This window comes from Paenibacillus sp. Y5S-9 (assembly GCF_036894235.1).
Taxonomy (GTDB): Bacteria; Bacillota; Bacilli; order Paenibacillales; family Paenibacillaceae; genus Paenibacillus.
This window is the reverse complement of record NZ_CP145887.1, coordinates 6,492,503-6,515,837: the sequence shown is the minus strand read 5'-3', so window position 1 is coordinate 6,515,837 and position 23,335 is coordinate 6,492,503. Positions and strand designations below refer to the sequence as shown.

At 47.5% G+C, this 23,335-nt stretch carries 25 protein-coding genes; 13 read left to right on the top strand and 12 right to left on the bottom strand.

From position 1 onward, the window contains the following. Nucleotides 1–51 precede the first annotated feature (51 nt). Nucleotides 52–864: a hypothetical protein gene (locus tag V6669_RS28605; RefSeq protein WP_338589072.1), complete on the bottom strand. Its 813-nt coding sequence runs from the start codon at nucleotides 862–864 to the stop codon at nucleotides 52–54. Nucleotides 865–927: 63 nt separating this feature from the next. Continuing rightward, nucleotides 928–1,245 carry a metalloregulator ArsR/SmtB family transcription factor gene (locus V6669_RS28600; RefSeq protein WP_338589070.1) on the bottom strand — a complete coding sequence of 106 codons (318 nt, stop codon included), beginning with the start codon at nucleotides 1,243–1,245 and terminating at the stop codon, nucleotides 928–930. A gap of 163 nt (nucleotides 1,246–1,408) precedes the next feature. Between V6669_RS28600 and V6669_RS28595 the strand changes: the two genes are divergently transcribed. Together V6669_RS28595 and V6669_RS28590 are read left to right on the top strand one after the other, a co-directional pair. Then, on the top strand, nucleotides 1,409–1,798 hold the full coding sequence (locus tag V6669_RS28595) for a nuclear transport factor 2 family protein (protein ID WP_338589068.1): 390 nt from the start codon (nucleotides 1,409–1,411) through the stop codon (nucleotides 1,796–1,798). Nucleotides 1,799–1,995: 197 nt separating this feature from the next. Further along, entirely contained in the window at nucleotides 1,996–2,517 is a 522-nt protein-coding gene (locus V6669_RS28590; protein WP_338589066.1) for a hypothetical protein, read from the top strand. A 457-nt stretch (nucleotides 2,518–2,974) separates the two neighbouring features. Here V6669_RS28590 and gntK read toward each other — a convergent pair whose 3' ends face one another. The 4 genes from gntK to V6669_RS28570 all read right to left on the bottom strand — a co-directional run bounded on the left by gntK (nucleotide 2,975) and on the right by V6669_RS28570 (nucleotide 7,870). After that, nucleotides 2,975–4,525: a gluconokinase gene (gene gntK / locus V6669_RS28585; RefSeq protein ID WP_338589064.1), complete on the bottom strand. Its 1,551-nt coding sequence runs from the start codon at nucleotides 4,523–4,525 to the stop codon at nucleotides 2,975–2,977. 266 nt (nucleotides 4,526–4,791) lie between these two features. Beyond that, entirely contained in the window at nucleotides 4,792–5,619 is an 828-nt protein-coding gene (locus tag V6669_RS28580) for a carbohydrate ABC transporter permease (protein WP_091035913.1), read from the bottom strand. Between the two features lie 20 nt (nucleotides 5,620–5,639). Beyond that, complete coding sequence (locus tag V6669_RS28575) at nucleotides 5,640–6,506, bottom strand: sugar ABC transporter permease (protein ID WP_036613110.1); 867 nt, start codon at nucleotides 6,504–6,506, stop codon at nucleotides 5,640–5,642. A gap of 128 nt (nucleotides 6,507–6,634) precedes the next feature. Beyond that, on the bottom strand, nucleotides 6,635–7,870 hold the full coding sequence (locus V6669_RS28570) for an extracellular solute-binding protein (protein ID WP_338595078.1): 1,236 nt from the start codon (nucleotides 7,868–7,870) through the stop codon (nucleotides 6,635–6,637). Nucleotides 7,871–8,232: 362 nt separating this feature from the next. Here V6669_RS28570 and V6669_RS28565 point away from each other — a divergent pair, with 362 nt between their 5' ends. The 5 genes from V6669_RS28565 (at nucleotide 8,233) to V6669_RS28545 (ending at nucleotide 14,411) form a co-directional block, all read left to right on the top strand. Further along, nucleotides 8,233–9,000, top strand: a complete 768-nt coding sequence (locus V6669_RS28565; protein ID WP_338589059.1) for a GTP cyclohydrolase II — start codon at nucleotides 8,233–8,235, stop codon at nucleotides 8,998–9,000. A gap of 193 nt (nucleotides 9,001–9,193) precedes the next feature. Beyond that, nucleotides 9,194–9,763: a glycerol-3-phosphate responsive antiterminator gene (locus V6669_RS28560; RefSeq protein WP_338589057.1), complete on the top strand. Its 570-nt coding sequence runs from the start codon at nucleotides 9,194–9,196 to the stop codon at nucleotides 9,761–9,763. 28 nt (nucleotides 9,764–9,791) lie between these two features. Further along, nucleotides 9,792–11,279 (top strand): glycerol kinase GlpK, encoded by a 1,488-nt coding sequence (gene glpK / locus V6669_RS28555; RefSeq protein WP_338589055.1) that lies wholly within the window; start codon nucleotides 9,792–9,794, stop codon nucleotides 11,277–11,279. Nucleotides 11,280–11,727: 448 nt separating this feature from the next. Then, on the top strand, nucleotides 11,728–13,338 hold the full coding sequence (locus tag V6669_RS28550) for an FAD-dependent oxidoreductase (RefSeq protein ID WP_338595077.1): 1,611 nt from the start codon (nucleotides 11,728–11,730) through the stop codon (nucleotides 13,336–13,338). Nucleotides 13,339–13,406: 68 nt separating this feature from the next. After that, the gene (locus tag V6669_RS28545) at nucleotides 13,407–14,411 is read left to right on the top strand and encodes a Gfo/Idh/MocA family oxidoreductase (RefSeq protein ID WP_076251776.1); all 1,005 of its coding nucleotides are present in this window, start codon (nucleotides 13,407–13,409) and stop codon (nucleotides 14,409–14,411) included. Nucleotides 14,412–14,515: 104 nt separating this feature from the next. On the opposite strand, the gene V6669_RS28540 is transcribed toward V6669_RS28545, so the two are convergent. Continuing rightward, nucleotides 14,516–14,815: a helix-turn-helix domain-containing protein gene (locus tag V6669_RS28540; RefSeq protein WP_026081419.1), complete on the bottom strand. Its 300-nt coding sequence runs from the start codon at nucleotides 14,813–14,815 to the stop codon at nucleotides 14,516–14,518. A 424-nt stretch (nucleotides 14,816–15,239) separates the two neighbouring features. On the opposite strand from V6669_RS28540, the gene V6669_RS28535 reads away from it, so the two are divergent. Continuing rightward, nucleotides 15,240–15,620 (top strand): DoxX family protein, encoded by a 381-nt coding sequence (locus V6669_RS28535; protein ID WP_338589050.1) that lies wholly within the window; start codon nucleotides 15,240–15,242, stop codon nucleotides 15,618–15,620. Between the two features lie 126 nt (nucleotides 15,621–15,746). Here V6669_RS28535 and V6669_RS28530 read toward each other — a convergent pair whose 3' ends face one another. The 5 genes from V6669_RS28530 to V6669_RS28510 form a co-directional block, all read right to left on the bottom strand. Continuing rightward, nucleotides 15,747–16,586 carry a DNA alkylation repair protein gene (locus V6669_RS28530; protein WP_338589048.1) on the bottom strand — a complete coding sequence of 280 codons (840 nt, stop codon included), beginning with the start codon at nucleotides 16,584–16,586 and terminating at the stop codon, nucleotides 15,747–15,749. A 77-nt stretch (nucleotides 16,587–16,663) separates the two neighbouring features. Next, nucleotides 16,664–17,359: a Crp/Fnr family transcriptional regulator gene (locus V6669_RS28525; RefSeq protein ID WP_338589046.1), complete on the bottom strand. Its 696-nt coding sequence runs from the start codon at nucleotides 17,357–17,359 to the stop codon at nucleotides 16,664–16,666. A 126-nt stretch (nucleotides 17,360–17,485) separates the two neighbouring features. Beyond that, nucleotides 17,486–18,004 (bottom strand): AbrB/MazE/SpoVT family DNA-binding domain-containing protein, encoded by a 519-nt coding sequence (locus tag V6669_RS28520; RefSeq protein WP_076209663.1) that lies wholly within the window; start codon nucleotides 18,002–18,004, stop codon nucleotides 17,486–17,488. A gap of 105 nt (nucleotides 18,005–18,109) precedes the next feature. Next, entirely contained in the window at nucleotides 18,110–18,790 is a 681-nt protein-coding gene (locus V6669_RS28515; RefSeq protein WP_338589042.1) for an LrgB family protein, read from the bottom strand. Further along, complete coding sequence (locus tag V6669_RS28510; protein WP_017691758.1) at nucleotides 18,787–19,158, bottom strand: CidA/LrgA family holin-like protein; 372 nt, start codon at nucleotides 19,156–19,158, stop codon at nucleotides 18,787–18,789. Before V6669_RS28510 ends, V6669_RS28515 begins: the two co-directional genes overlap by 4 nt. Nucleotides 19,159–19,319: 161 nt before the next feature. Between V6669_RS28510 and V6669_RS28505 the strand changes: the two genes are divergently transcribed. The 5 genes from V6669_RS28505 to V6669_RS28485 all read left to right on the top strand — a co-directional run bounded on the left by V6669_RS28505 (nucleotide 19,320) and on the right by V6669_RS28485 (nucleotide 23,297). Beyond that, nucleotides 19,320–20,204 (top strand): LysR family transcriptional regulator, encoded by an 885-nt coding sequence (locus V6669_RS28505; RefSeq protein ID WP_338589038.1) that lies wholly within the window; start codon nucleotides 19,320–19,322, stop codon nucleotides 20,202–20,204. 111 nt (nucleotides 20,205–20,315) lie between these two features. Beyond that, nucleotides 20,316–21,173 (top strand): carbon-nitrogen hydrolase family protein, encoded by an 858-nt coding sequence (locus V6669_RS28500; RefSeq protein WP_338589036.1) that lies wholly within the window; start codon nucleotides 20,316–20,318, stop codon nucleotides 21,171–21,173. A gap of 72 nt (nucleotides 21,174–21,245) precedes the next feature. Beyond that, nucleotides 21,246–21,920 (top strand): GNAT family N-acetyltransferase, encoded by a 675-nt coding sequence (locus V6669_RS28495; protein ID WP_338589034.1) that lies wholly within the window; start codon nucleotides 21,246–21,248, stop codon nucleotides 21,918–21,920. 45 nt (nucleotides 21,921–21,965) lie between these two features. Further along, the gene (locus V6669_RS28490; protein ID WP_338589032.1) at nucleotides 21,966–22,637 is read left to right on the top strand and encodes a GNAT family N-acetyltransferase; all 672 of its coding nucleotides are present in this window, start codon (nucleotides 21,966–21,968) and stop codon (nucleotides 22,635–22,637) included. Nucleotides 22,638–22,787: 150 nt separating this feature from the next. Then, nucleotides 22,788–23,297: a hypothetical protein gene (locus tag V6669_RS28485; RefSeq protein WP_338589030.1), complete on the top strand. Its 510-nt coding sequence runs from the start codon at nucleotides 22,788–22,790 to the stop codon at nucleotides 23,295–23,297. The last annotated feature ends 38 nt before the right edge of the window (nucleotides 23,298–23,335 follow it).

Sequence of the window (23,335 nt, the reverse complement as noted above, 5' to 3'; positions counted from 1 at the left end):
GTCATTATTGTAACCAGACACACGTCAAGGTGAGCAAAAGTTCAGGTTTTATCACATTTGAGGAAGATAGGAGCCGAAATAATGTTTTACGGCTTCTGCATGATACCCATCATCACCTTGCCAGGTTGCTGCAAAGACGAAATCGCTGGAACCACCTTTGCGTTTTCTCGGTTTATCTCCAGGAACCAGTATGCCGGCTGCTGCCCAGATTTCCAGCAGGGCATCTCGCTCCTGTTTGCTGGAAGGGAAGAGATCCTTCCACTTCTTCTCCAGTGAACGTGCACTGTCCTTGGGATCTTCCGTCTGCGCTGCTTCAAGCAGGTTGACCAGGATGGCTTGGTCTTCAGGAGTTACTTCATAGTTTGCATCGTTGTCCTGAAGCAGCAATTCCAGATCCATCAGGCAATAGATAAGCCAGCCGTGACGCACGCCGCCCCACTTGATCCGTTCAAAGTTCAGGACGTTTAGGTCGATGTTGGAATATTCTTTGTCTGACTGCAGACGCAGGAAGTTACAATCTCCACATGCACTGGTGTTAGGGTGAAGGGCAGGGCGTTCCGCGTAGGTATGCAAAGGCATGTTCGATGTTAAAGCCCAGCTGGATAATGCGCTGCGTAGATAGACTTTTTTGGTGGACAGACTATGTAAAAAGGCCGAAATTACCCGTTCTTTAAACGAGTCATCCTGATGCATGTCGTACAGACGCTGGACAATCTCGTCATGCGTGATCGTGAGTGGATCGAACATGACACCTTTACTTTTGGCATATTCAAATTCCTCCCCGGAGAAGGGTAGAGAGGTTGTTTTCCAGCCCCCACCTCCCCAGAAGGTGCTCAGCAGTATCTTTGCCGCTTTTTTGTCCATATGGTTAGCCTCCTTTATGGGAATTGCGATCATGATCAATGTGATGCTTTATCTCAGACCCACTTAATGAGCGTATTCCTCGGTTGTATTCAGAATCATCTCGACGAGGCCTGGAAAACGTACGTTTAGTTCTTCCTTTCGTAGGGAATAAAAGTGCTGTTTACCTTCAATGCGAGGCTGGATCACGCCAGCTTCACGTAAAATTTTGATGTGATGGGACAACGTGGATTTGGAAATATGGTCTACTTCGAAGGCGGAACAGTTTTTCTCGCCAGAGCTGGCCAGACAGTGTGCAATTTTCATGCGGATCGGATCGCCCAATGCATTGCAGACCGTGGTCAGTTTCAATTCCGAAGCCATAGGTATCGTTGGAGTTCTCATATCTATGACGTTAGCATATTCGGCTGTACCTTTCAATGTTTGAAAAAATTCGAACTATACCTTGCGGGGAGTATAAGAAGTATGATACATTTCTTTTCAGTTAGTTCGAAAATATTCGAACTGAAAGATTGAAAAACGGCTTTTTATTCTAGGAGGAATATGAATGAGTACTACAAATACAACTACACTGTTGAACAACTATTTCCGTTTATTTGATGCTTCACTTACAGACGATCGCGCCATGCAGGATTTATTGTCCCTGTTTACACCTGACGCAGAGATTGTGCTTAACGGCACTAGTCGAACAGGATTCGACGGTTTCATGAAAGCTTTCTACGAATACAATAAGGATGTAAAACATATGTGGGATGCGTGGGTGCAACAGCCTGACGGCAGCTACCAAACGAACTGGGCAGTATGCGGACAAGCGGCGGACGGAACGGTATATGCCAAAGCAGGCATTGATATCGCGCGTGTAAATGATGCGGGGCAGATTGTGTATCTGGAGAATGTACAAGCCGACCAGAATGCGTTCAGCAAGTATAATCAATAATTAAAATCTAGGATTTTATTTCTATAGTGGTTAGAAATCTGAGTCAATAAAAGATAGGAAAACTTAACTCCACCGTTTTTTCAAGCTGTGGGGTTTTGTTATACCCAACATGATCAATCATTCTTTTTAGGGTAGGATTAGAATACAGGGATGAATGTTATAATTCTTATTTGTTGGAATAAAGAGGAGTGAACTACATGAACGAAGTTGGGAACCGAAACGTCATGGAACCTTTAGAGGTCATACCCATGGTTGGTATTGGACCATTTAAGTTGGGAATGAGTAAATCAGAGGTAGAAGAGATCATTGAGTGCATCACCCCGGAGATTAGTCAGCTCTATAACCAATTGGAGTATGATTCGGAACATAAACTCTATTTCATTGAAGTAAGTAATCCACACGATTATCCACCTGATGAGTCTGATGTTGTCCTTACATATGATAATATTGATGTTTTTCGAACAAAGGCTGATGATCTCGTTAAGCTAATAGATAGTAAGACACCATATACTCGAGACATCGATGCGGAGTTGGGATTTTCTTTTATTTTCAAAGACATCCAATTGGCTTTGTGGAGACCTAGCGTGATGACCGAAGAAATGTTGAATTCAGTTGAGTTTCTGACCGAGTTTTCACCAGAGAATCAGGAACTGGAAAAGAGATTTTTCTATTTTAGGACGGTTGCTGTGGCGGCCCCTGGATACTTTAATAGAACATAAAGGGAAGCTCCAAGTATGCTGAGAGATAAATTTGATCCAATCTAAATAGAGTTTATATAGTCTGTGCATGAAAAAAAAGCCCACTCCCATATGGACATAACCATGGCGGGGTGGGCCTCTTTAACTTACGGCATCTCGTATTAATTCTAACGAACCTGTGACGCGCTATTGGAGGATATTTGGAGAAAATAATTTTTTAACGAACCACAGACACGTTAATTGGCTACATATTAGGTTCTAGAGCAGTTTTGTGCGCATGTACGCCGATATAAGGTGTCTCAGGTTCGTTAGATTTTGAAAACATGTTAAAAGCTTTAAATAAGACGTCTACGATTCGTTAGCCTATTCCTCACTCAACGTTTGGCCGTTCAACGTGTAACAACTTCCTGGGTTTTTGACCCTCTATTCCTCACAGCGTCCTATCCCCGGTCATCCTGCCTGCAATCCCCTGCCGCAATTATCCTTGCATCGTCTTATTCTGAAAAGCAGCGATATCCGCATACTCTTCTTCGAATTTGCGGGAGATGCGGATGAAGATGGGCAGCAACTCCCGATAAACACGGACACTGTCCGGGTCTGGTTGGTGCCGGTGCGTTGATCCGATCATGCCGGAGACGGCACTCAGGGAATCGATGCGGCCAAGGGCGTACAAGCCCAGTACGGCTGCGCCGAGGCAGGAGCTTTCGATACTTTCAGGAATGATGACATCCTGATCGAAAATATCGGCCATCATCTGGCGCCACAACTCAGAGCGGGCGAAGCCGCCTGTCGCCTGAATTTTTTTCGGACGACCGATCTTTTCTTCAATCGCCAGCATGACCGTGTACAGGTTGAACAATACACCTTCGAGCGCAGCGCGAATCATATGTTCTTTCTTATGATGTAGCGTCAGGCCGAAAAACGAGCCACGTGCGTTCGGATTCCAGAGCGGAGCCCGCTCACCTGTCATGTACGGATGGAACAAGAGACCTTCCGAACCCGGAGGTACATTTTCCGCAACACGAGTGAGCACTTCATATGGATCAATTCCAAGTCGTTTCGCCGTCTCGACCTCGGAAGCCGCAAACTCGTCCCGAATCCAGCGGAAAATAACACCGCCATTGTTCACCGGTCCACCAATGACCCAGGCATCCTCCGTGAGCGCATAACAGAAGAAACGTCCTTTTGGATCGGTCACCGGTTTATCTACGACTGTACGAATCGCTCCACTGGTACCAATGGTCACGGCCACGACACCTGGATCAATGGCGTTAACGCCCAGATTGGAGAGCACGCCATCACTTGCCCCGATGACAAACGGTGTGGTGACCGCAATGCCCATCTCCTTGGCATACTCCGGGTGCAATCCATGTTTCAGCACATGTGTGGTTGGGACCAATCGGGACAGGTGTTCTGGCGTAATGCCCGCCACATGCAGCGCTTCTGCATCCCAGTCGAGTTTCTCCAGATTCATGAGTCCGGTGGCGGAGGCCATGGAGTGATCAATGACGTATTCAGAAAATAATTTATAGAAGACATATTCTTTCATGGATATGAATTTGTGTGTCTGTTGGAACAGTTCCGGTTGATCCCGAGTGAGCCACATGATCTTGGTGAGTGGGGACATCGGATGGATCGGCGTACCTGTTCTCAGATAGATCTCATGACCATTCATCTCGGATTTGAGTGCTTCAGTCCACTCGGCACTGCGATTATCTGCCCATGTCATGGCCCGCATCAGCGGTGTGCCGTGTTGATCGACAGGCAGAATGCTGTGCATGGCCGAACTGAAGGATACAAACAGGATGTCCTCTGGCTTACCTCCAGCTTTGGAGGTAGCCTGTTTAACCGATGTAATGACTGCTTTGAAAATATCTTCCGCATCCTGCTCCGCAATCGCAGGTGTGGGGGTGTGCAGCGGATAATCGGCACTGCCTTGTGCCACAATGGTTCCGTTCTGTTCGAACAAGACGGCCTTGGTGGAGGTTGTGCCGATATCTACGCCGATCATATAGGGTGAAGAAGCCATTTTGTCATCCCTCTTTCTTGAATATATAAGTGAAATGAATGCTGTTACACGTTAACACTTCGGGTACAGAAAGCCTTCCGATCGCGTAAATGCGAAGCATATGCTTTCGAAGTAGCTTTCCTCTGGAAAACTTTTAATTCCATTTCTTCAGGCTCTTTCTGTCCCCTCCGCGCACGTGGCGCTATTCATCCAACTTATATGGCATCTGTTATTTCATCTATAGATAAGAATATCAGACTTGAGGGATGGATCAAAATGCCACAATCTTAGTCTTTCACTGCTCCAGCGGCAATATCCGAAATAAACTGGCGGCTGATGAACAGGAACATCACGATGAGTGGGATGACGGCAAGCAACGTGCCTGCGATGACCATGGCATAGTCTGTGTTGTACAGTCCGTTCAATTGAGACAACGCAATCTGCAACGTGTATTTGCGTTCATCCGTCAGGACGATCAAAGGCCACAGATAATCATTCCATACGCCGATAAAGGTGAACGCGCCGAGGAAAGCAAAGGCAGGTCGCAGAATCGGCAACGCCACGTTCCAATAGAGGCGGAAGAAATTACAGCCGTCGATGCGGCCCGCATCCAGCAGATCGTTCGGAATCGACTCTGTCGCATACTGGCGAATCCAGAAGATACCGAAGGCGTTCACCATGCCCGGAATAATGAGGGCTTTGAAGGAACCGACCCAGCCGAACGTAGCCATGAGTACGAAGGAAGGCACCAGCGACAGCTGAGAAGGTACCATCATGGTGGCGAGCAGCAGGATGAAGAGCCACTTTTTGCCGGGAAATTCAAACTTCGCAAACGCAAACCCCGCCAGTGAGTCAAAAAACAGTACAAGAATGGTCACGAGGCCCGACACAAACAACGTATTCAGAAAGGCACCCCAGAAGTCAATCTGCTGTAACACCCGCGTAATATTATTCCACAGTTCACCCCCGAACCAGAGCTGCGGTGGGAACTTGTAGATATCGGACGTTGTCCGGGTAGACATTACAATCAGCCAATAGAACGGGAACATGGATATGAGCATGCCCCCGATAAGACCGGTATACAACACCAGCGATTTGAGGTGTTTGGACGCCATAAGCGCTCCCCCTTGTCACATCAGGATGATTTGCCTTGAACAAGCTTCCAGTTCACAATCGAGAACAGGGCGATAATGAGGAACATGCCCCAACCAACGGCAGCGCCATATCCGAAGTAATTGTTAATGAAGGATTCACGGTAGAGGTAGAGTACAATCGTCATGCCTGCTGCGCCAGCGCCGCCATCATTACCTACCAATACTTGAGGCTCGGTGAACAGCTGCATACCCCCGATCGTTGATGTAATGACCGTAAACAGGATCACTGGACGCAGCATCGGAATTGTAATTCGGAAAAAGGACTGTATCGCTGATGCGCCGTCAATCTTGGCTGCTTCGTATAATGTCTGCGGAATACTCTGAAGTCCGGCCAGATAGATGACGGCGTTATATCCGGTCCAGCGCCAGACCACCATGGAGGAGATTGCAACTTTGATGCCCCATGGTGCATTAAGCCACTCCACAACCGGTAGCCCGACCGACTGCAACAGATAATTGAGAAAGCCATAATTGTTGGCAAATAAAGCACCGAAGATTATGGCTACCGCCACAATGGATGTGACGTTTGGCAGGAAATAACCGACCCGAAACAGGGTACGGAACTTCACAAATGGTGCATGCAGCAAAAAGGCAATAATCAGGGCGAAGAAGAGCATCGGAATCGTCGAATAGATCCAGATCATGAACGTATTGCCCACGGCTTGCCAGAACTCGGCATCAGTCAGCATGTATTTGAAATTGTTGAGTCCGTTAAACGTCATGACACCGATGCCATCCCATTTATGAAAAGCCAGATAGAGTGAGAACCCGATTGGGAACAGCCCAAATACCGCAAACAGAATATAAAACGGCGATATCGCAACATAAAGTGCACGATGTTCCCACATTCTCGCCCATAGTGACTTCTGCCGATCCAGATCAGGTCTTGCATGTCCGGGATCGGGAGTAAGACGAGGTTCAGTTACAGCCATATGAATTCCTCCTTTGCGGATAACGAAACCACACGTTCTTCAGGTTAACGCTGCAATTCCCGCTCGACGCGGTGTACCGTATCCGTCCAGACCTGCTGTGGATCGGCATTTTGCTTCGCGACATCATTCAGCCGCCGGGTGATAATGTTGTGAACGGATGGGTATCTTTCGCCAAAGAAAGCATCCGGCACATCCTGTGCCGATTCGGCAAATACAGGCCCTGTCGCCTGTCCACCAAAGAAAGGTTCTTTTTCTTTCATGGCAGGATCATCAAATACACCTGGTGCAGAAGGGAAAAGGTTCAATGTCTGATATTGCTCCAGTTGATTTTCGGGACTTTGCAGCCAGCGAACCAGTTCAAAGGCTTCCTGAGGATGTTCACTCGACTTCAGGATGGACAGGAATGATCCTCCGTTGTTGCCATCTCCCCCCGGTGCCCGAGCGACCCGCCACTTCCCGGATGTATCCGGAGCGGCTTCCTGAAGAACTTGTTTCATCCAGACAGCACCTACAAAAGAGGCGATTTCGCCATTATTCATCGCGGCGTTCCAGCCTGGAGTCCAGCCATCTGCATTGGCTAGCAGTCCCTTCTCTTTGAAAGCAACGGCCGTATCCCAGCTCTTGCGCACAGTAGCGGAATCCATGCCGATAAAGGACCCGTCCGGCCGGAAATAACGCTCCGCAGACTGCGATATGACTTGATTGTAAACGGTTGCAATATTGTCGGTTAGAAAAACCTTGCCTCCGAATTTTTCCTTGAGCTGTTCTCCGGCAGCAGCATATGCATCCCAACTGTTGATCTGGCGTGTAACGTCTTCGGGATCAGATGGCAATCCGGCTTCATTGAACAGATCTTCTCGGTAGAAGAGGGCTGTTGGGCCCGTATCCATCGGGAAACCAATCATCTGTCCGCTTGGCGTAACGCCTTGCTTCCATTTCCACGGCAGATATTGGTCTTCAATATCTCCTGCACCGAGATCATACAGATTATAGAAACGGTCCTCACTGGGGAATAGCTCCATGATCCAGTCGTTCAATGCCACAATGTCTGGTTCACCTGAGCGTGCAGCGAGTGTTGTTTTGAGTTTTGCTTTGAAATCACCGCCGATTTTCTGAGCTGTCAGTTCGATATTGGGGAACTTTTCCTTAGCCCTGGCAATCAACTTATCATCGATGGAACGATTCCAGTACCATAATGTAAGCGTTACCTTTTTGTTGTTCGCTGAATCGTCCTGTCCGGGCCAGATGGAGCATCCGCTTATGAGCAGGACGCAGACCATCAGTATGGCTGTCCAGCATGTTCTTTTCCGGCGGATCATGTGTATTACCCCCTCATCGTTAAGTTCGAGGCATGAAGTGCTTTGGACTACAACATTAGTGTATGAGCAGTTTATAAACTCATACCCAATATTCCTGAAATGAAACACATATTTGTGTCGATTGCGTAACATAAATTGGGTAGTTACTTTAAAAATAAAAGTTACTTGACACATTATAATTTTTATTCTAAACTAACTTACATAAAGTAACTAATGATGATGAGAATAATATAGATACGTACTATATAATATCCAAGTGATCCAATTTCGCTCTGGATGCGAATCAATCAACATACAAGTTGGCCTAAACAGGAGGAACGACAATGATCAATTCACATATTATTCAACTGCTTGCCCCCAAAATTCAGACTTTTCCGAGTGGAAAAGAGTTCATATACCTGGTGGGACCAATCAAGCTGCCGGTTAACCTCGATGGGGAGACCAAGACATTCCAGTGGTACAGCTGGATGAAATCGGACAAAGCGATGGAGAGCGGCGAGTTAATCGAATCTCTTGCTAGTGCTGAACTGGCAGAGCGTCAACAATCCAGTGTTCTGGTGTATGGTGACTTTGCCGAAGCACAAGAAGCGCTGATCCGGATGCATAGCATCTGTCATACAGGCGACATTTTTGGCAGCAAACGCTGTGATTGTGGCTTCCAATTGGAGCAATCCATGAAAATGATCGCCGCTCACGGAGCAGGTGCACTGTTCTATCTTGCGAACCATGAGGGACGTGGCATCGGTCTGTTCAGTAAAGCCATGGCGTACATTTTGCAAGAAGAAGGTCTGGATACGGTAGATGCGAACTTGCAGCTCGGATTCACGGACGATGCTCGTAATTATGACGATGCCATTGCTGTGTTACGTGCGCTTCGTTCTGCTCCGGTTACATTGATCACCAACAATCCACGGAAGCTGGCTGCCTTGCAGGAAGCGGGATTGAATGTGGGCGGACGTGTTCCACTATGGGGAGATCGCTCTGCTTTTAACGAAAAGTACCTGCAAACGAAAGTGAACCGTTCCGGTCACTTGGCAGAAAGTGATGGATGGGCTGGGGCAGATACGCTGCTTCCGCATGCGCAGGCTTAATCATTATTAATAGACGTATTCGATTAGCTGAATAGTCGTTGTTGTACTCTCCGTTATGGAGAAGTGCAGCAGCGGCTTTTTTTGTATGGATGATAGGTTAGCGATCAGGTTTTCCTGATTCACGGAATGGCTTGCCGTTCTCACAGTACGGAATATACAATATAGTCATCTGATGAATGCGGGAGGAACGAAGGTGCCATTTGAGGGACAACGTATGTTGCCGGCTGCAAAGAGCATGAAGCAGTTTGAAGCGATGATTGAAGGCCCTTATACCTATGGGGTGATGCTGGAAACCCATATTGCACAGCTTCAGAGTGTAATGGACGAGGCGCGGCGGTATGACAAGAAGATACTTTTGCATGCAGATTTGGTTCAGGGTTTAAAAAACGATGAGTATGCGGCAGAGTATCTGTGTCAGCACATTCGCCCGGCAGGACTGATCTCTACGCGAGCGAGTGTCATTCAGAAAGCAAAGCAGAAAGGCATTACAGCGATTCAACGTATTTTTCTGCTGGATACCCATGCATTGGAGAAGAGTTATCTCTTGCTGGCCAAAACTCAACCTGATTATATTGAAGTACTACCTGGCGTCATTCCGCATATTATTGCGGAAGTATCTGTGCGTACGGGGATACCCATTATTGCGGGGGGATTGATCCGTTCACCGGAAGAGGTTGAACTTGCGCTTGGCGTCGGGGCTACGGCAGTGACCACATCCAACGCAGATCTGATCCGACACTTCGAGAAATCGCTTACACCGTAAAAAGAACCCACAACAGGAGGTTGTCTGTATGGAAAAATATATATTGGCTCTGGATCAGGGAACAACAAGCTCTCGAGCTATTCTGTTTAACCGTGGCGGAGAGATTGTGCACATTGCACAGCAGGAATTCCCTCAATATTTCCCCAAGCCGGGCTGGGTAGAGCAGAATGCCAACGAAATCTGGAGTTCCATTCTTGCCGTGATGGCTTCATGTCTGGCAGAGAGCGGGATCAAGCCTGTCCAGATTGCCGGGATTGGAATTACAAATCAGCGGGAAACCGTTGTGGTATGGGACAAAGAAACAGGCAGACCCATCTATAATGCAGTGGTATGGCAGTCCAGACAGACCGCAGACATCTGTGAAGATTTGAAGACACAGGGACTCGGGGACCTTTTCCGTCGCAAAACAGGATTATTGATCGATCCCTACTTCTCGGGAACAAAGATTAAGTGGATTCTGGATCATGTCCCTGGTGCCCGGGAGCGGGCAGAGAAGGGGGAAGTGCTGTTTGGCACGATTGATAGCTGGCTAATCTGGAAACTGAGCGGGGGTACACATGTCACGGATATATCCAATGCCTCACGTACCCTGATCTATAACATCTATGATCTGCAATGGGATGACGAATTGTTGGATATCCTCGACATTCCTAAGGCGATGCTGCCAGAGGTGCGAGGTTCATCCGAGGTGTATGCACACACAACAGATTATCATTTCTTCGGTCATCGGATTCCGATTGCGGGAGCGGCAGGAGATCAACAGGCAGCGATGTTTGGTCAGGGCTGTTACACCAAGGGCAGTATGAAAAATACATATGGTACTGGTTGTTTTATGCTTATGAATACGGGCGAGAGCCCGGTACAATCCAATCATGGACTGATTACAACGATTGCCTGGGGGATGAATGGCAAGGTTGAATATGCGCTCGAAGGCAGCATTTTTGTTGCAGGGTCTGCGGTTCAGTGGCTGCGTGACGGATTAAGAATGCTTCGCTCTTCAAAAGATAGCGAGGATTACGCCTCACGTGTACCTTCAACAGACGGTGTTTATATGGTACCTGCATTTGTGGGACTGGGCAGTCCGTATTGGGATAGTGAGGTTAAGGGTGCGGTGTTTGGCTTGACCCGAGGCACGACGAAGGAACACTTTATCCGTGCTACGCTTGAGGCGTTGGCGTATCAGACCAAAGATGTACTGGAGGCAATGGAATCCGACTCGGGTATTCCCGTGCATGCTCTGCGTGTGGATGGCGGGGCGGCGGCCAATGATTTCCTCATGCAATTCCAGAGTGATATTCTGGGCATTCCTGTCGAACGTCCAACGGTGAATGAAACAACAGCATTGGGTGCGGCTTATCTGGCAGGATTGGCGGTTGGATATTGGACGAGTGCGGATGAACTGACGGATCATGAAAATACGGAGCGTGTCTTCCAGCCTGTTATGGCTGAGCAACAACGAACAGAACTGTATGCAGGCTGGAAGCGTGCAGTGAACGCAGCAATGGCTTTTAAATAAAAGGAATGAAATGAATATTTCTTGGTGTGGGTATTTGTACTTTTTAGCTAAACATATGTTATAAATGATATTTACTGGTGGAAAATGATGCATGATTTACAGGGTTATTCTTCCTGAAGAAGGCGGAATATATACCCACTATAAGGAAAAATACAAGGTTAGTGGATTCATTTGAAATTCCATCCTTTGGCAGAACAACTTTTTGAATTTTTTTTGAATAATGTGTCATTTCAGGACTTCACGCCGTCAAAAATCTGTGATAGGATAAAGGCACAAGTTAAAAAATGATGTCTGGAGATCGGGAGGGACCACGTGCCGCTCAGCAATTGCTGAGCGAATGACGTGGTCCTTTTTTTGTTTTTTTACGGAAACATAAAGGAAATTAATGGGAGGTTCAAGAATGACAGAAACGTTCTCGTCAGCACACCGGACCGAATATTTGCAAAACATGGCGAATGTACATTTTGACGTATTAGTTATTGGTGGTGGGATTACAGGCGCAGGGATTGCATTGGATGCGGCTTCCCGTGGATTGAAGACAGCGCTTGTAGAAATGCAGGATTTTGCAGCAGGTACATCCAGTCGATCGACCAAACTTGTCCATGGCGGATTGCGATATTTGAAGCAATATGAAGTGAAGATGGTTGCTGAGGTAGGACGGGAGCGGGCTGTCGTTTATGAGAATGGGCCACATGTGACAACACCGGAACCGATGTTGTTACCGATCTATACGGCAGGCACGTTCGGCCGCTTTAGCACATCCATTGGACTGATGGTGTATGATCGGCTCGCCGGGGTGAAGCGCAGTGAACGACGCCAAATGTTGAATGCTGGAGCGGTGTCAGATAGTGAACCTTTATTACGCAAACAGGGGTTGTTGGGTGGTGGACTCTATGTGGAGTACCGGACTGACGATGCCAGGCTCACCATAGAAGTTATGAAAGAAGCCGTCAAACGTGGGGCACAGGCAGTGAACTACGTTAAGGCGAAAGGTTTCCTGAAGGAGAATGGCAAGATTACAGGTATTGAAGCCATGGATCAGATCGATGGGCAGACTTATACGCTGAAAGCAAGCAAGGTGATCAACGCTTCCGGTCCATGGGTGGACGGTCTGCGGGAATTGGATGGTTCGCGCCAGGGGAAAACGCTGCAGATGACCAAAGGCATTCATTTGATCTTTGATGGTGAACGATTCCCATTGAGGCAGGCCGTCTATTTTGATACACCAGATGGTCGAATGGTATTTGCTGTCCCACGTGATGGCAAAACCTATGTAGGAACAACCGACACTGTATATCAGGATGATCCTGCACACCCGCAAATTTCCGACTCGGATCGCGATTATGTGATTGATGCAGTTAATGGCATGTTTCCAGATGTACGGATTGGTACCGAGGATGTGGAATCCGGATGGGCGGGTGTACGTCCACTAATCCATGAGGAAGGCAAGAATCCTTCCGAAATTTCACGTAAAGATGAAGTCTGGGTATCCGAATCCAATCTGATTACGATTGCCGGGGGCAAGTTAACCGGATACCGTAAAATGGCCGAGATGGTTGTTGATCTGGTCGCACGCCAGATGAAACAGGAGAGTGGACATTCCATAGGCCCTTGTGTAACAAAAAAGATGCCCATCTCTGGCGGTGACGTAGGGGGTTCGGCTGGATTTGTATCGTACGCGGAGCGCAAGATCAAGGATGGTGTTGCCTTGGGACTTGCTCGACCTGCTGCGGAGCGACTGGTCCGCACGTATGGTTCCAATGTGGAGGCACTATATGAGCGAATGCCCGATCCACGCACCAAGTCCGAACTTCATGGCATGCCACAGGAGCTATTGTTGATGTTAAGTTACGCGATTGATGAAGAGATGGCTGTAACTCCGTCTGATTTTTTGGTACGAAGAACAGGTGATTTATTCTTCCGTATTGATGAAGTTCGTCGCTATAAAGCAGCGGTTATCTCGTATATGGCAGGTCGTTTGAACTGGTCTGAAGAGGAAGAGGTTAAACATACACAGGAACTGGATCAGCTGTTGCTGGAAGCATCCGGCAAAATCTAAGGCAGGATTTCAAGATCGAGAGTCGAATGGAACATGTAAGCGTGTAACATAGAGAGGGGATTACATCCATGACATTACAGATCGGAATCATTGGAACAGGCTGGTTCAGTAAGGTACACGCGGATATTCTCGCACGGATGGAAGGTGTTCGTGTTGCGAGTGTCTGTGGAACATCGCTCGAAAAGGCAGAGGCTATGGCCTCGGTTTATGATGCTGTTGGTTACGGGGAACTTGAACATATGCTGGATGGTGAGAAGCTGGATGCGGTGTATATTTGTGTGCCTCCGATGTCTCACGGATCGATTGAGTCCGAATTAATTCGCCGCGGTATTCCATTCCTGGTGGAGAAACCTTTGAGCACCGGAATGGATGTTCCGCGTCAGGTGTTGGATCAGGTGCAAAAGAGCGGATTGTTAACCTCTGTCGGTTACCATTTCCGTTATCAGGAGGCTGCGCAGGTCCTGCAGCAAGCAATGAAAGAACAGACGGTCGGCATGGCTCTTGGCCGCTGGATGGGCGGAATGCCAGGGGTCGCCTGGTGGCGGCGTCAGGACGGTTCAGGAGGACAATTCGTCGAGCAGACTACACATATTGTAGACTTGCTTCGGTATTGTGCAGGAGAAGTTACGGAGGTATATGCTGTAGCAGCTCAGCGAAGCATGCATGAGAAGCATGAGCATGTGACCGTTGCTGATGTGGCGAATGTGACGCTCAAGCTGGAAAGTGGAGCGATTGCCAGTATCGCCAATACATGTCTGTTGCCAGACGGTGAGGGCGGCGCAGGGCTCCAGTTCTACACGGATGCAGGCGTGTGGGATTGGACGCCAGAACGTTTGCTTCTGCCAAGTGCAGCAACACATGCGATGGCAGGTCTGGAGATTCCGGCAGGACATAATCCATACGAGCGTGAGAATGAAGCGTTCATTCATGCCCTGCGTACGGGAGACCGTTCACGAATTCTGTCCGATTATGCGGATGCCTGCCGTACACAGGAGATTACGACGGCGGCGCTGGCATCGGCAGATTCCGGTCTGCCTGTACAGCTTCAGCCTTCAAAACATCTCTCTCATTAAAAGGTTGAAGGTAATATAAATACGCCTGAATCAGGGAATGATCCGCAGATCAGCCTGATTCAGGCGTATTTGTGTTGAGTAGAGATTATTGAGCAGCAATTCAACTACTCGGATTTCTGCTGTTTCAACCAGTCGGATGACCAACTGTAGATCTGATCAATGACAGGTTCAATGGCTCTGCCTTTCGGTGTCAATTCATACTCTACACGGGGAGGTATCTCGGGAAACATGTGCCGGGTTACGATACCTTCCGTCTCCATTTCCTTCAATCGCTCCGATAAAAGTCGTCCACTGATCGCCATCTCTGCTTCAAGCTCCGTAAACCGCTTGGGTCCGGACAACAGTTGGTACATGATTAACAGTACCCACTTCTTGCCTATGATGTCTATGGCTTGAGTGATCATACAGGGACTTGGTGCTTTTACTTTTTTCAGCTTCAACGTGTTCACCTCGATTCATGATTATTTTCTTCGCAGGTTGTATATGAAAGGACATGGATTCTGCCGCTTTAAGAATATAGGACATCCAAGTAAATGAGGGTTACTACAAAATATACTGTAACATACCTTTTGTATGTATTATACATCATACAGTGAAAAATTACTTGAAGAAATTATATTATTATTATATACTAACTTCACAAAAGTAAGTTGGTGATAAATAATACGTATAATATGAACGCGTACTATTCTGAAAATTGAACTGGGCTGAATGGTTGAAAACAAAGTGACCTTTGGGAACTTTTACATAGATTCTTTTTTTACAATGTGCAGCAAAAATAATCATTACATAGTAGGAACATATAATTTGTTACAGGAGGATCTACATATGAACAAGATTTTGGGTTACGTTTTTCTGGTTGTGTTAGCAGGTGTCTTCGTCATGACGGGGTTTAACAAGATTAGTGGAGCAGACATGATGATTCAGACATTCGAGAGTTTCTCTTATCCAACATGGACGATGTATCTGCTCGGTGCCGCGGAGTTGCTTAGTGCAGTAGGATTGTGCATTCCACGGACTCGCATCCTGGCTTCTGGCATACTGACATTTATTCTGATTGGGGCCGTGGGAAGTCATCTGATCTATGCACAATACGCTGCTGTTCCGTTCCCGGCTGTGTTGTTGGTAGCTAACATTATTGTTCTGGTTGTGGGTATGCGCAGATTGGAAGCGGAAGAAGAAGGTCAGATGGACGCAGTTCAGGCGTAAGTTAAAGATAAGAGGGGACGTTATTGGGCTGTTCACCGTGGAAAAGGTATTCCTGTCAAAAGGAATGTAAACGCGGATGCCTATGCAGAAGATGACCACTGCCAGTGAGCGGTGGTCATCTTTTTTTTATGTAAGACTTCGCGTGGCACGTGTAACGATTCGCCGCGTATGTTGGGTATCCGACTGCTGAGTCCAAGTGGCGCAGACCTGCCGCACCCACTCTGGATTCGTCTTGCTGGCGTCGTTCAGCCAGTTACTTACCGAATCCTGCACATACTTATGGGCATCGGATTTCACCGCGTCAAGCAAGGGAAGGGCCATGGCCGGATTTTCTTTTAACTCCTGAATATGCTTGGCCCAGACGCCACGAGGTCTGATTGATTCTATGGCAAAGCGACGGATCAGTGGATCAGGGTCAACGCTCCATGGGATCAAATCGTGCAAAGCTGAGGACAATTCGGCAGAAATGGACTCCCGTACAGCCATCCAGGCAATTTCTCTTACGCCAAAGTGATGATCTGCTGCAAAGGGCCGAATATGTTCCAACTTTTCAGTCAGGTTCAGACCGGAATCCAGCCCAATGATATAAGCGGCCCAGCAGCGAACACTATCTGAACGATGTTCTGCAATGGAACGAAAGAGATTCGTTTGTTCATTCATTGTTAGACGTTTCAACAGATTACGCCATTGCATGGCTATGGCCAGGATGATTTTCATGATCCGCTGCTCATCCATCTGTGTTAACTGCTCTGTAATTGCTCTGGTTTCGGCATCTATTCCCCATTCATGGGTAACCTTCTGAAAAAGAGAAACATGATCTACAGCCAGCCATTCGGTCAGATTGACCGATTCGATATGTCCTGCTTGTAGCCAATTGCGGATATGCTCAGGGATTTCCGTTGCTTTACGGGCACCTTTGCGAAGAAAAATGTCTTCAGGGATAAATAGATCTGGCTTAGCATTCAACAGTATATTCCTCCTTGGTTGTATAACATCATGAGTTATACGTTACAACTTGCTGGAGGACAGGGATGTAAGGCATCTTACAAGTGGGCAGTGATTTTCCGAAGGGTGGCGATTTCGTCACGATGAAGGGAAACTGACTTGAATCCGGTACGAATACGGCCTGCTCTTGCTAACTCTTGCATGGCGACGGTGACCGATTCCCGTGTGGCTCCTGCCATCCAGGCAATCTCCTGATGGGTCAGTGCGAGTTGAATATTGCAGAACTCATCTTCTTCGATCCATCCCATCTGTTCAGCCAGGCGGAAGAGATTATGTAGCACCTTTTCATGCAGGTTTCCGAGTGCGAGCGTCTGTGTCAATTCACTCATTTGCTTGATCCGCTCGCTTAGTACGTTCATCAGTCTCATCATGAATTTCGGATGTTCAATCAGAAACTGCTCAAAACGTTGTTTGTTCATCAGGCAAATATCACACTCCTCCATCGTTTCGATATAAACGGTGCGTGTTCCGAGTGAGATTCCGTTCATTTCTCCAAACACGTTACCTTCCGTCAAAATATCGAGAGTGAACTGTTTGCCCTCCGGATTTAATGTATATAAACGAACCTTTCCCCGTTTTACAAAATAGAAACCTTCTGTAAACGTATCGGGTGTCTGGATCTGTTTGTTTTTGGGTATGGTCGTAATAGAAGTCATCCCATCCATTTCAATCAGGTCTGCCTCCGACAAGGAGGACATGAGGTCGAATTGTGATAAATACAGAATTTTATCCATAGAACTCCTTTCCATTACGATATGAATATAAAAAAAGAAGAACCCACGAAAAACAACGGGTTCTCTTGCAGCGGGACTTCCTGATCGGAAGGTCTTCTGACTATAAATGATCGAATGCCATTTTGATTATAGTAATTTTTTTAATTGAGAGACGCGTCCTTGGCTGATGCCAAGCTTTTCCGCAATTTGCTGTTGAGCCAAACCGGGATTCTGTTCAACAATTTCTTTCATCTGTTGCAGCATGCGTGCCGTCTTTGGCCGCAGGTCCGGGTATTCTTGGTTGTCAGCTGTGGTCCCTTCTTCCCTAGCGGGAGATGAGACTGAGGCGGATTTGGAAGCAGGACGCTCCACGGGTGCAGGAGCCTGTTTGTTCTGAGGTACGAACCAGTCGGGAGAGTCATCCGGGTGTTTTAATTGAATTGCACAAGTCCGGCAGATGAATTGTTCTTTGAAATACATTTCCGTATCTACATCACCGCAAAAAATACATAATGTTGATTTGTACTTTCTTAAAATCAACTCTTTCCCTTCAATGAAAAACTCAAGCGGATCGCCGATATGGATTTCCATCGTATCCCGCATTTCTTTGGGAAGGACAATTCGTCCAAGACGGTCCAGAGATCTCTTCATTCCGGTTCTTTTCATCGCATCTCCCCCGCAATATTCACAATTAAAACCTGTCCTTATTGTAAGGAAGAAAGGGCTTTAATACAACAATAATATTTCAAAAAAGTGGGATAATTCCATCTATTATGGGAAAATAAGTTTGGAAAGCATGGGTGCAACCGCTAAAGTGAACAATGCAGCGAGCACCATAGAGATGCTGGAGATGGTACCGGTCAGGGAACTCAGTTCAAACGCCTTGGATGTCCCTGTGCCATGGGCACCGGTTCCAAACAGTGTGCCTCGTGCAATCTCCCCATCGATGCGCAGCATTTTGACGATAGAAGGGCCCATAATCACCCCGAGCAGACCAGTCATAATAACAAAAACAGCTGTCACTGCGGGTATGCCACCGATGGTAGCCGAAACGTTCATGGCAATTGGGGTGGTAATCGATCTTGGGATCAGACTATGAATGAGACCGGAATCCAGACGCAACCATTTGGCGAGCAGGGCAGAGGAAAGTACTGCAACGACCGAGCCGGTCATGACACTGAAGACAATCTCGGAAATATGTTTTTTCAGTACATGGAAAAAGGTATAAAGCGGAACGGCAAAAGCCACGGTGGCCGGTTGGAGAAGCAGACTCAGCCATTTGCCGCCACTGCTATACGTGGCATAATCCGTTCCGGTTGCAAGTAATATGCCAACGACAAGAAGCGGTGTAATGAGCAACGGAGACAGATATACTTTTGGCAGATTACGATACATTCGTTTGGCGACTCCATAGATACCGACGGTTAACAGCAGACAGAGAAATCCAATCATCCGGTGTGACGCTCCTTTCGTTTGGCAATTCGTGTAGCAACCAGGCCTGTGCAGGACATGACCAGGAAAGTACTAAGCAGTACGATGAATAAAATTTGCAATCCGTCATGCTCCAACATGGGCATATAGTTCATAATGCCAACGGCTGACGGGATAAAAAATAACAATAGTTCACCGAGCAGCCAGGCAGCTCCAACTTCAATCCAGCGCAGCTTCACGACACGGGTCTGAAGCAGAATGAATAACACGACCATACCGAGTATTGAACCCGGTACAGGAAGATGGAGAGTACGGGCCAGCAGGTCCATGAGCAGTGAAAAAACCATTAAGAGCGCAACCTGTGCAATACCAAGGCCCCACTTTTTCACTTCAATCCCTCCTTATATAATCAACGTAATCCTTTGAATTATTATGAAAATGAAAATGATTCATTTGATATCACAAATTTTACATGGCATTCTTTCATGAGTAAAATGCATATTAAGAATGTTTACTATTCCATTTATCTATGAGAGGTGGGAATCAACCGATGGATATCCGCCATTTGCAATATTTTCTGGAAGTTGCCCGGCAGCAGAGTTTTACAAAAGCCGCCGAGGTGCTGTATATCACCCAGCCCACGATCAGCAAGACGGTCAAGAGTCTTGAAGAGGAGTTGGGTATCACGTTGTTGGACCGTTATGGGAAGAAAGTTGAACTAACCGATGCAGGCCATGTGTTTTTTCGGCAGGCACTTGAGATTGAAAAATCATTCCGCAGTCTGTCATCCGAATTGGACGATCTGATGAACTTGAAGAAAGGCCATCTGCGGATTGGCTTGCCGCCGATGGTAGGGTCCAGCTTTTTTCCCATGATTATTGGTGAATTTCACAAAGCCTACCCGCAGGTGACCATTCAACTATTTGAGGATGGTGCCAAAAAAGTGGAGGCCGATGTGATCAGTGGTGCTCTGGATATTGGCGTTGCCGTACTGCCAACCGTGGATGAGTTGTTGGATCATTTTGTGTTTGTCAAAGAGAAACTGAACCTGCTTGTACACCCCTCACATTCACTTGCGGGGAAAGAAGCGGTTGCGCTGCATGAACTGGAAAATGACGCCTTTGTACTGTTTCGGGAAGATTTTGCATTGCATGACCGGATTATTGTGGCCTGTCAGCATGCCGGGTTCCAACCCCGGGTGGTATATGAGAGCTCTCAGTGGGATCTGCTCAGCGCGATGGTTGCCGCCAATCTGGGTGTAGCCTTATTACCAGAGACGATCTGTCGTGAGGTGGACCATATGCGCGTGCGCATCATACCCGTGGTGGAACCGGTGATTCCATGGCAGCTCGGCATGATCTGGCGGAAGGATCGCTATCTTTCATTTGCCACGAGAGAATGGATTGGATTCACACAGTCGATGCTGGGTGAGTAAGGGATTGATCGAAAGGTTATTCTGTCATTGTAGTGCCCAGTGTAAATACTCTTTTGTTGACCCCGGATCGTTGTTACAATGGAAGCATAATTATGGTGGAGGTGTACGAACATGAAACTGCGGGTATCCGCTGTACAATACCAATTGCATACAATCAGCTCGTTTGAGCAGTTCGCCGCTCAGGCTGAGCATTACATACGGACAGCGAGCGAATACGGAACCGAATTTGTGCTGTTCCCGGAATTTTTCACAACACAATTAATGTCCATTGGGGACAAACAAGGCAATGCACTGACAATTGAGGATCTGCCGAACTTTACGGAGCAATATGAAAAACTGTTCACGTCGCTTGCTGCCAAGTACGGTATGCACGTTATCGGTGGAACCCACGTCATTCGACGTGAGGGGAAGCTGTATAATACAGCCCACATGTTCTACCCGGATGGTCGCATCGCGCGCCAGGACAAGATTCACATTACACCAACCGAAGTGCAGGAATGGAATATGGCTCCCGGGGATGGACTTGAGGTGTTCGACACGGATAAAGGCCGTATTGCGATGCTGACCTGTTACGATATTGAGTTCCCGGAAATTGTGCGGATGGCCAAAGCCAAAGGTGCTGACGTGATCTTCTGTCCTTCATGCACGGACGATCGTCACGGATTCTACCGTGTGCGTTATACGAGTCATGCCCGCGCGGTGGAGAATCAGGTGTACGTTGTGTTAACCGGAACAGTGGGCAACCTGCCAACCGTTGATTTCATGCGTGCTAACTATGGACAGGCAGCGATTATTACACCAAATGATATTCCGTTCCCGCCACGTGGCATTCTGGCCGAAGGTGAGATTAACAACGATATGATCGTGACCGCCGATCTGGATCTGGACTTGTTGTATGAGGTACGCGAACGTGGATCGGTAACGACCTGGCGTGACCGCCGTACTGATCTGTATACCGATTGGGAGTAGCAAGTTGCTCTTAAAACCGAACGAAACGAGCAGGGAATTCATTTTGTCAGTGGAAAGGGGTGACCCGGCAACATGTATACCAAAGAAATGCTGATCACCGACCCGGAGCGAAGTGGCAAAAGGGTAAAAGCAGTCGTCCGGAATTATGTTACAGCCGACTTTGAGGAACTCATTCGCATTCAGGCGGAGAGTTTCCCTCCTCCTTATCCGGAAGAGCTGCTCTGGAGTCACGAGCAACTCACAAGTCATGTGCAGCATTACCCGGAGGGTGCCATCTGTATTGAAGTGGGTGGAGAATTGGCTGGCTCAATGACCTCGCTGCGGATGCAGTGGGACCCTGCACATCCAGCAAGTCATACCTGGGCCGAAGTAACGGATGACGGCTATATTCGTAACCACCAGCCAGATGGCAACACGCTGTATATTGTTGATCTCTGTGTTCGTCCAAAGTACCGCAAATGGGGACTGGCTCAGCTTATGATGCAGGCGATGTACCACCTTGTCATCGCTCAGGGGATGGACCGGTTACTAGGTGCTGGTAGAATGCCCGGTTATCATCTGGTTGCAGACCAACTGTCTGCGCAGGAATATCTGGATCAGGTAGCAGCGGGAGAGAAACGTGACCCGGTGATATCGTTCCTGCTTCGCTGTGGCCGCATGCCAGTAGGCGTAACCGCAGATTATCTGGACGATGAGGAGTCCTGCAATTATGCGGCCCTGATGGAGTGGCGGAACCCGTTCAAATAAAAAATATCAAATGCAATACATCATCGATCGAGGAGGCATTTAGTCATGGAATTCACGCGTATTACATCCATTAAAGATCCATTGTTTGCCCAAATGCACAAGTTGATGCAGGAGATCTTCCCGCGGGAAGAAGTGCTGGACTTCCCCCTGTGGGAAGAACCGCTGGAAGATCCGGGTATTCGGGTGTTCGTGGCTGTGCATGAGGGACAGGTTGTTGGAGCGACAGAGTACCGATATTACGAGGACTGGAACGTAGCCATGACGGACTTCACGATTATTGGGCGCGAAGGTCTGGGAATTGGCAGTTTCCTGGCGAATCACCGCAAGCGTGATCTGCAGAAGCTGGCTGCGGCAAACGGGAAAGAATTGTTCGGCATGTTTGCCGAAATCTATAACCCTTATTTGAGTCAGGATCACGAGTTTGGCGGCATCAAGCCGATGGACCCGTATGTGCGTCGCGAAGTGCTGTCCCATCTGGGATATCAGCGTCTGGACTTCCCATATGTTCATCCATCCTGGCAAGGGGACGGGGAAGCGGTTGGCGGATTGGACCTGTGCTTCATGCCAGGTGATGAGTCGCTTGGTGAACTGTCAGCGAGCTTAGTGGCTGATTTCCTGAATCGATATTATGCGGTGTTACCGAATAAACCGCAAGAATGGCTTGCCATGGTGGATCAATTGACTGCTCGCAAGTCGGTTGCGTTACTGCCGTTGTAAACATATGAAAGACCCGAGCCTGGACTAACAGGTTCGGGTCTTATTTTGTTTATTTTTCAGAACGAACAAGATACTCTTTTTTTATATGGAATATGTTACCATAAATATGGAAGATATGTGTTTGTGTTATTTTATGAAGGAGGGGATTGGATGAGAAAAAGCAAAATCTTGTTGATATGGATGCTCGCTTTATTTTTAACAGCCTGCAGTTCAAGTGACGATGCTTCCCTACTAGACGTACAGGAGAGGGAGCGCAAGGATGCCATAGATACCGAACAAATTCAGAAGGAAAAAGATGCAAAAGAGCAGGAAGAATTAGAAAGTTTAAGAGAAACGCTGAACATAACGTTTAAACTGATGGCGGCGATGCAATCCAATAACTATACATATCTTGAATCGGTGTCTTCACCGAACATAGAAATATCGCAGCAGAACAATATCATTATTTCGAAACTGGAACAGGGGGATTTCGAAGTCCCTTTCCTGCAGAACGTTAGCCTGAATAATTTGGAGTACCGTGGATTTAATCCTCTGGATTCAGATCGTGTCATTTTACATATGGCTATAGTATGGTCTGATGGAAACAGTGCATTGGATCTCTATTTCATTCGTTCCGAGGAAGGAAATTGGCTCTTTGATGGTCTTCACACGAATGGATAGCCACTAGTCTGGTTCCGTAATATAAATAGCGACCGTTC

Bases quoted from the DNA above. Each gene is read 5' to 3' on its own strand.
- V6669_RS28570 (WP_338595078.1), bottom strand. From the start codon at position 7,870: ATGGTCTGCGTCCTGCTCATAAGCGGATGCTCCATCTGGCCCGGACAG.
- V6669_RS28490 (WP_338589032.1), top strand. From the start codon at position 21,966: ATGGAATTCACGCGTATTACATCCATTAAAGATCCATTGTTTGCCCAA.
- V6669_RS28540 (WP_026081419.1), bottom strand. From the start codon at position 14,815: ATGATCACTCAAGCCATAGACATCATAGGCAAGAAGTGGGTACTGTTA.
- gntK (WP_338589064.1), bottom strand. From the start codon at position 4,525: ATGGCTTCTTCACCCTATATGATCGGCGTAGATATCGGCACAACCTCC.
- V6669_RS28505 (WP_338589038.1), top strand. From the start codon at position 19,320: ATGGATATCCGCCATTTGCAATATTTTCTGGAAGTTGCCCGGCAGCAG.
- V6669_RS28535 (WP_338589050.1), top strand. From the start codon at position 15,240: ATGAACAAGATTTTGGGTTACGTTTTTCTGGTTGTGTTAGCAGGTGTC.
- V6669_RS28565 (WP_338589059.1), top strand. From the start codon at position 8,233: ATGATCAATTCACATATTATTCAACTGCTTGCCCCCAAAATTCAGACT.
- V6669_RS28580 (WP_091035913.1), bottom strand. From the start codon at position 5,619: ATGGCGTCCAAACACCTCAAATCGCTGGTGTTGTATACCGGTCTTATC.
- V6669_RS28595 (WP_338589068.1), top strand. From the start codon at position 1,409: ATGAGTACTACAAATACAACTACACTGTTGAACAACTATTTCCGTTTA.
- V6669_RS28590 (WP_338589066.1), top strand. From the start codon at position 1,996: ATGAACGAAGTTGGGAACCGAAACGTCATGGAACCTTTAGAGGTCATA.
- V6669_RS28550 (WP_338595077.1), top strand. From the start codon at position 11,728: ATGGCGAATGTACATTTTGACGTATTAGTTATTGGTGGTGGGATTACA.
- V6669_RS28575 (WP_036613110.1), bottom strand. From the start codon at position 6,506: ATGTGGGAACATCGTGCACTTTATGTTGCGATATCGCCGTTTTATATT.
- V6669_RS28485 (WP_338589030.1), top strand. From the start codon at position 22,788: ATGAGAAAAAGCAAAATCTTGTTGATATGGATGCTCGCTTTATTTTTA.
- V6669_RS28520 (WP_076209663.1), bottom strand. From the start codon at position 18,004: ATGAAAAGAACCGGAATGAAGAGATCTCTGGACCGTCTTGGACGAATT.
- V6669_RS28545 (WP_076251776.1), top strand. From the start codon at position 13,407: ATGACATTACAGATCGGAATCATTGGAACAGGCTGGTTCAGTAAGGTA.
- V6669_RS28525 (WP_338589046.1), bottom strand. From the start codon at position 17,359: ATGGATAAAATTCTGTATTTATCACAATTCGACCTCATGTCCTCCTTG.
- V6669_RS28600 (WP_338589070.1), bottom strand. From the start codon at position 1,245: ATGAGAACTCCAACGATACCTATGGCTTCGGAATTGAAACTGACCACG.
- V6669_RS28495 (WP_338589034.1), top strand. From the start codon at position 21,246: ATGTATACCAAAGAAATGCTGATCACCGACCCGGAGCGAAGTGGCAAA.
- V6669_RS28500 (WP_338589036.1), top strand. From the start codon at position 20,316: ATGAAACTGCGGGTATCCGCTGTACAATACCAATTGCATACAATCAGC.
- V6669_RS28605 (WP_338589072.1), bottom strand. From the start codon at position 864: ATGGACAAAAAAGCGGCAAAGATACTGCTGAGCACCTTCTGGGGAGGT.
- glpK (WP_338589055.1), top strand. From the start codon at position 9,792: ATGGAAAAATATATATTGGCTCTGGATCAGGGAACAACAAGCTCTCGA.
- V6669_RS28515 (WP_338589042.1), bottom strand. From the start codon at position 18,790: ATGATTGGATTTCTCTGTCTGCTGTTAACCGTCGGTATCTATGGAGTC.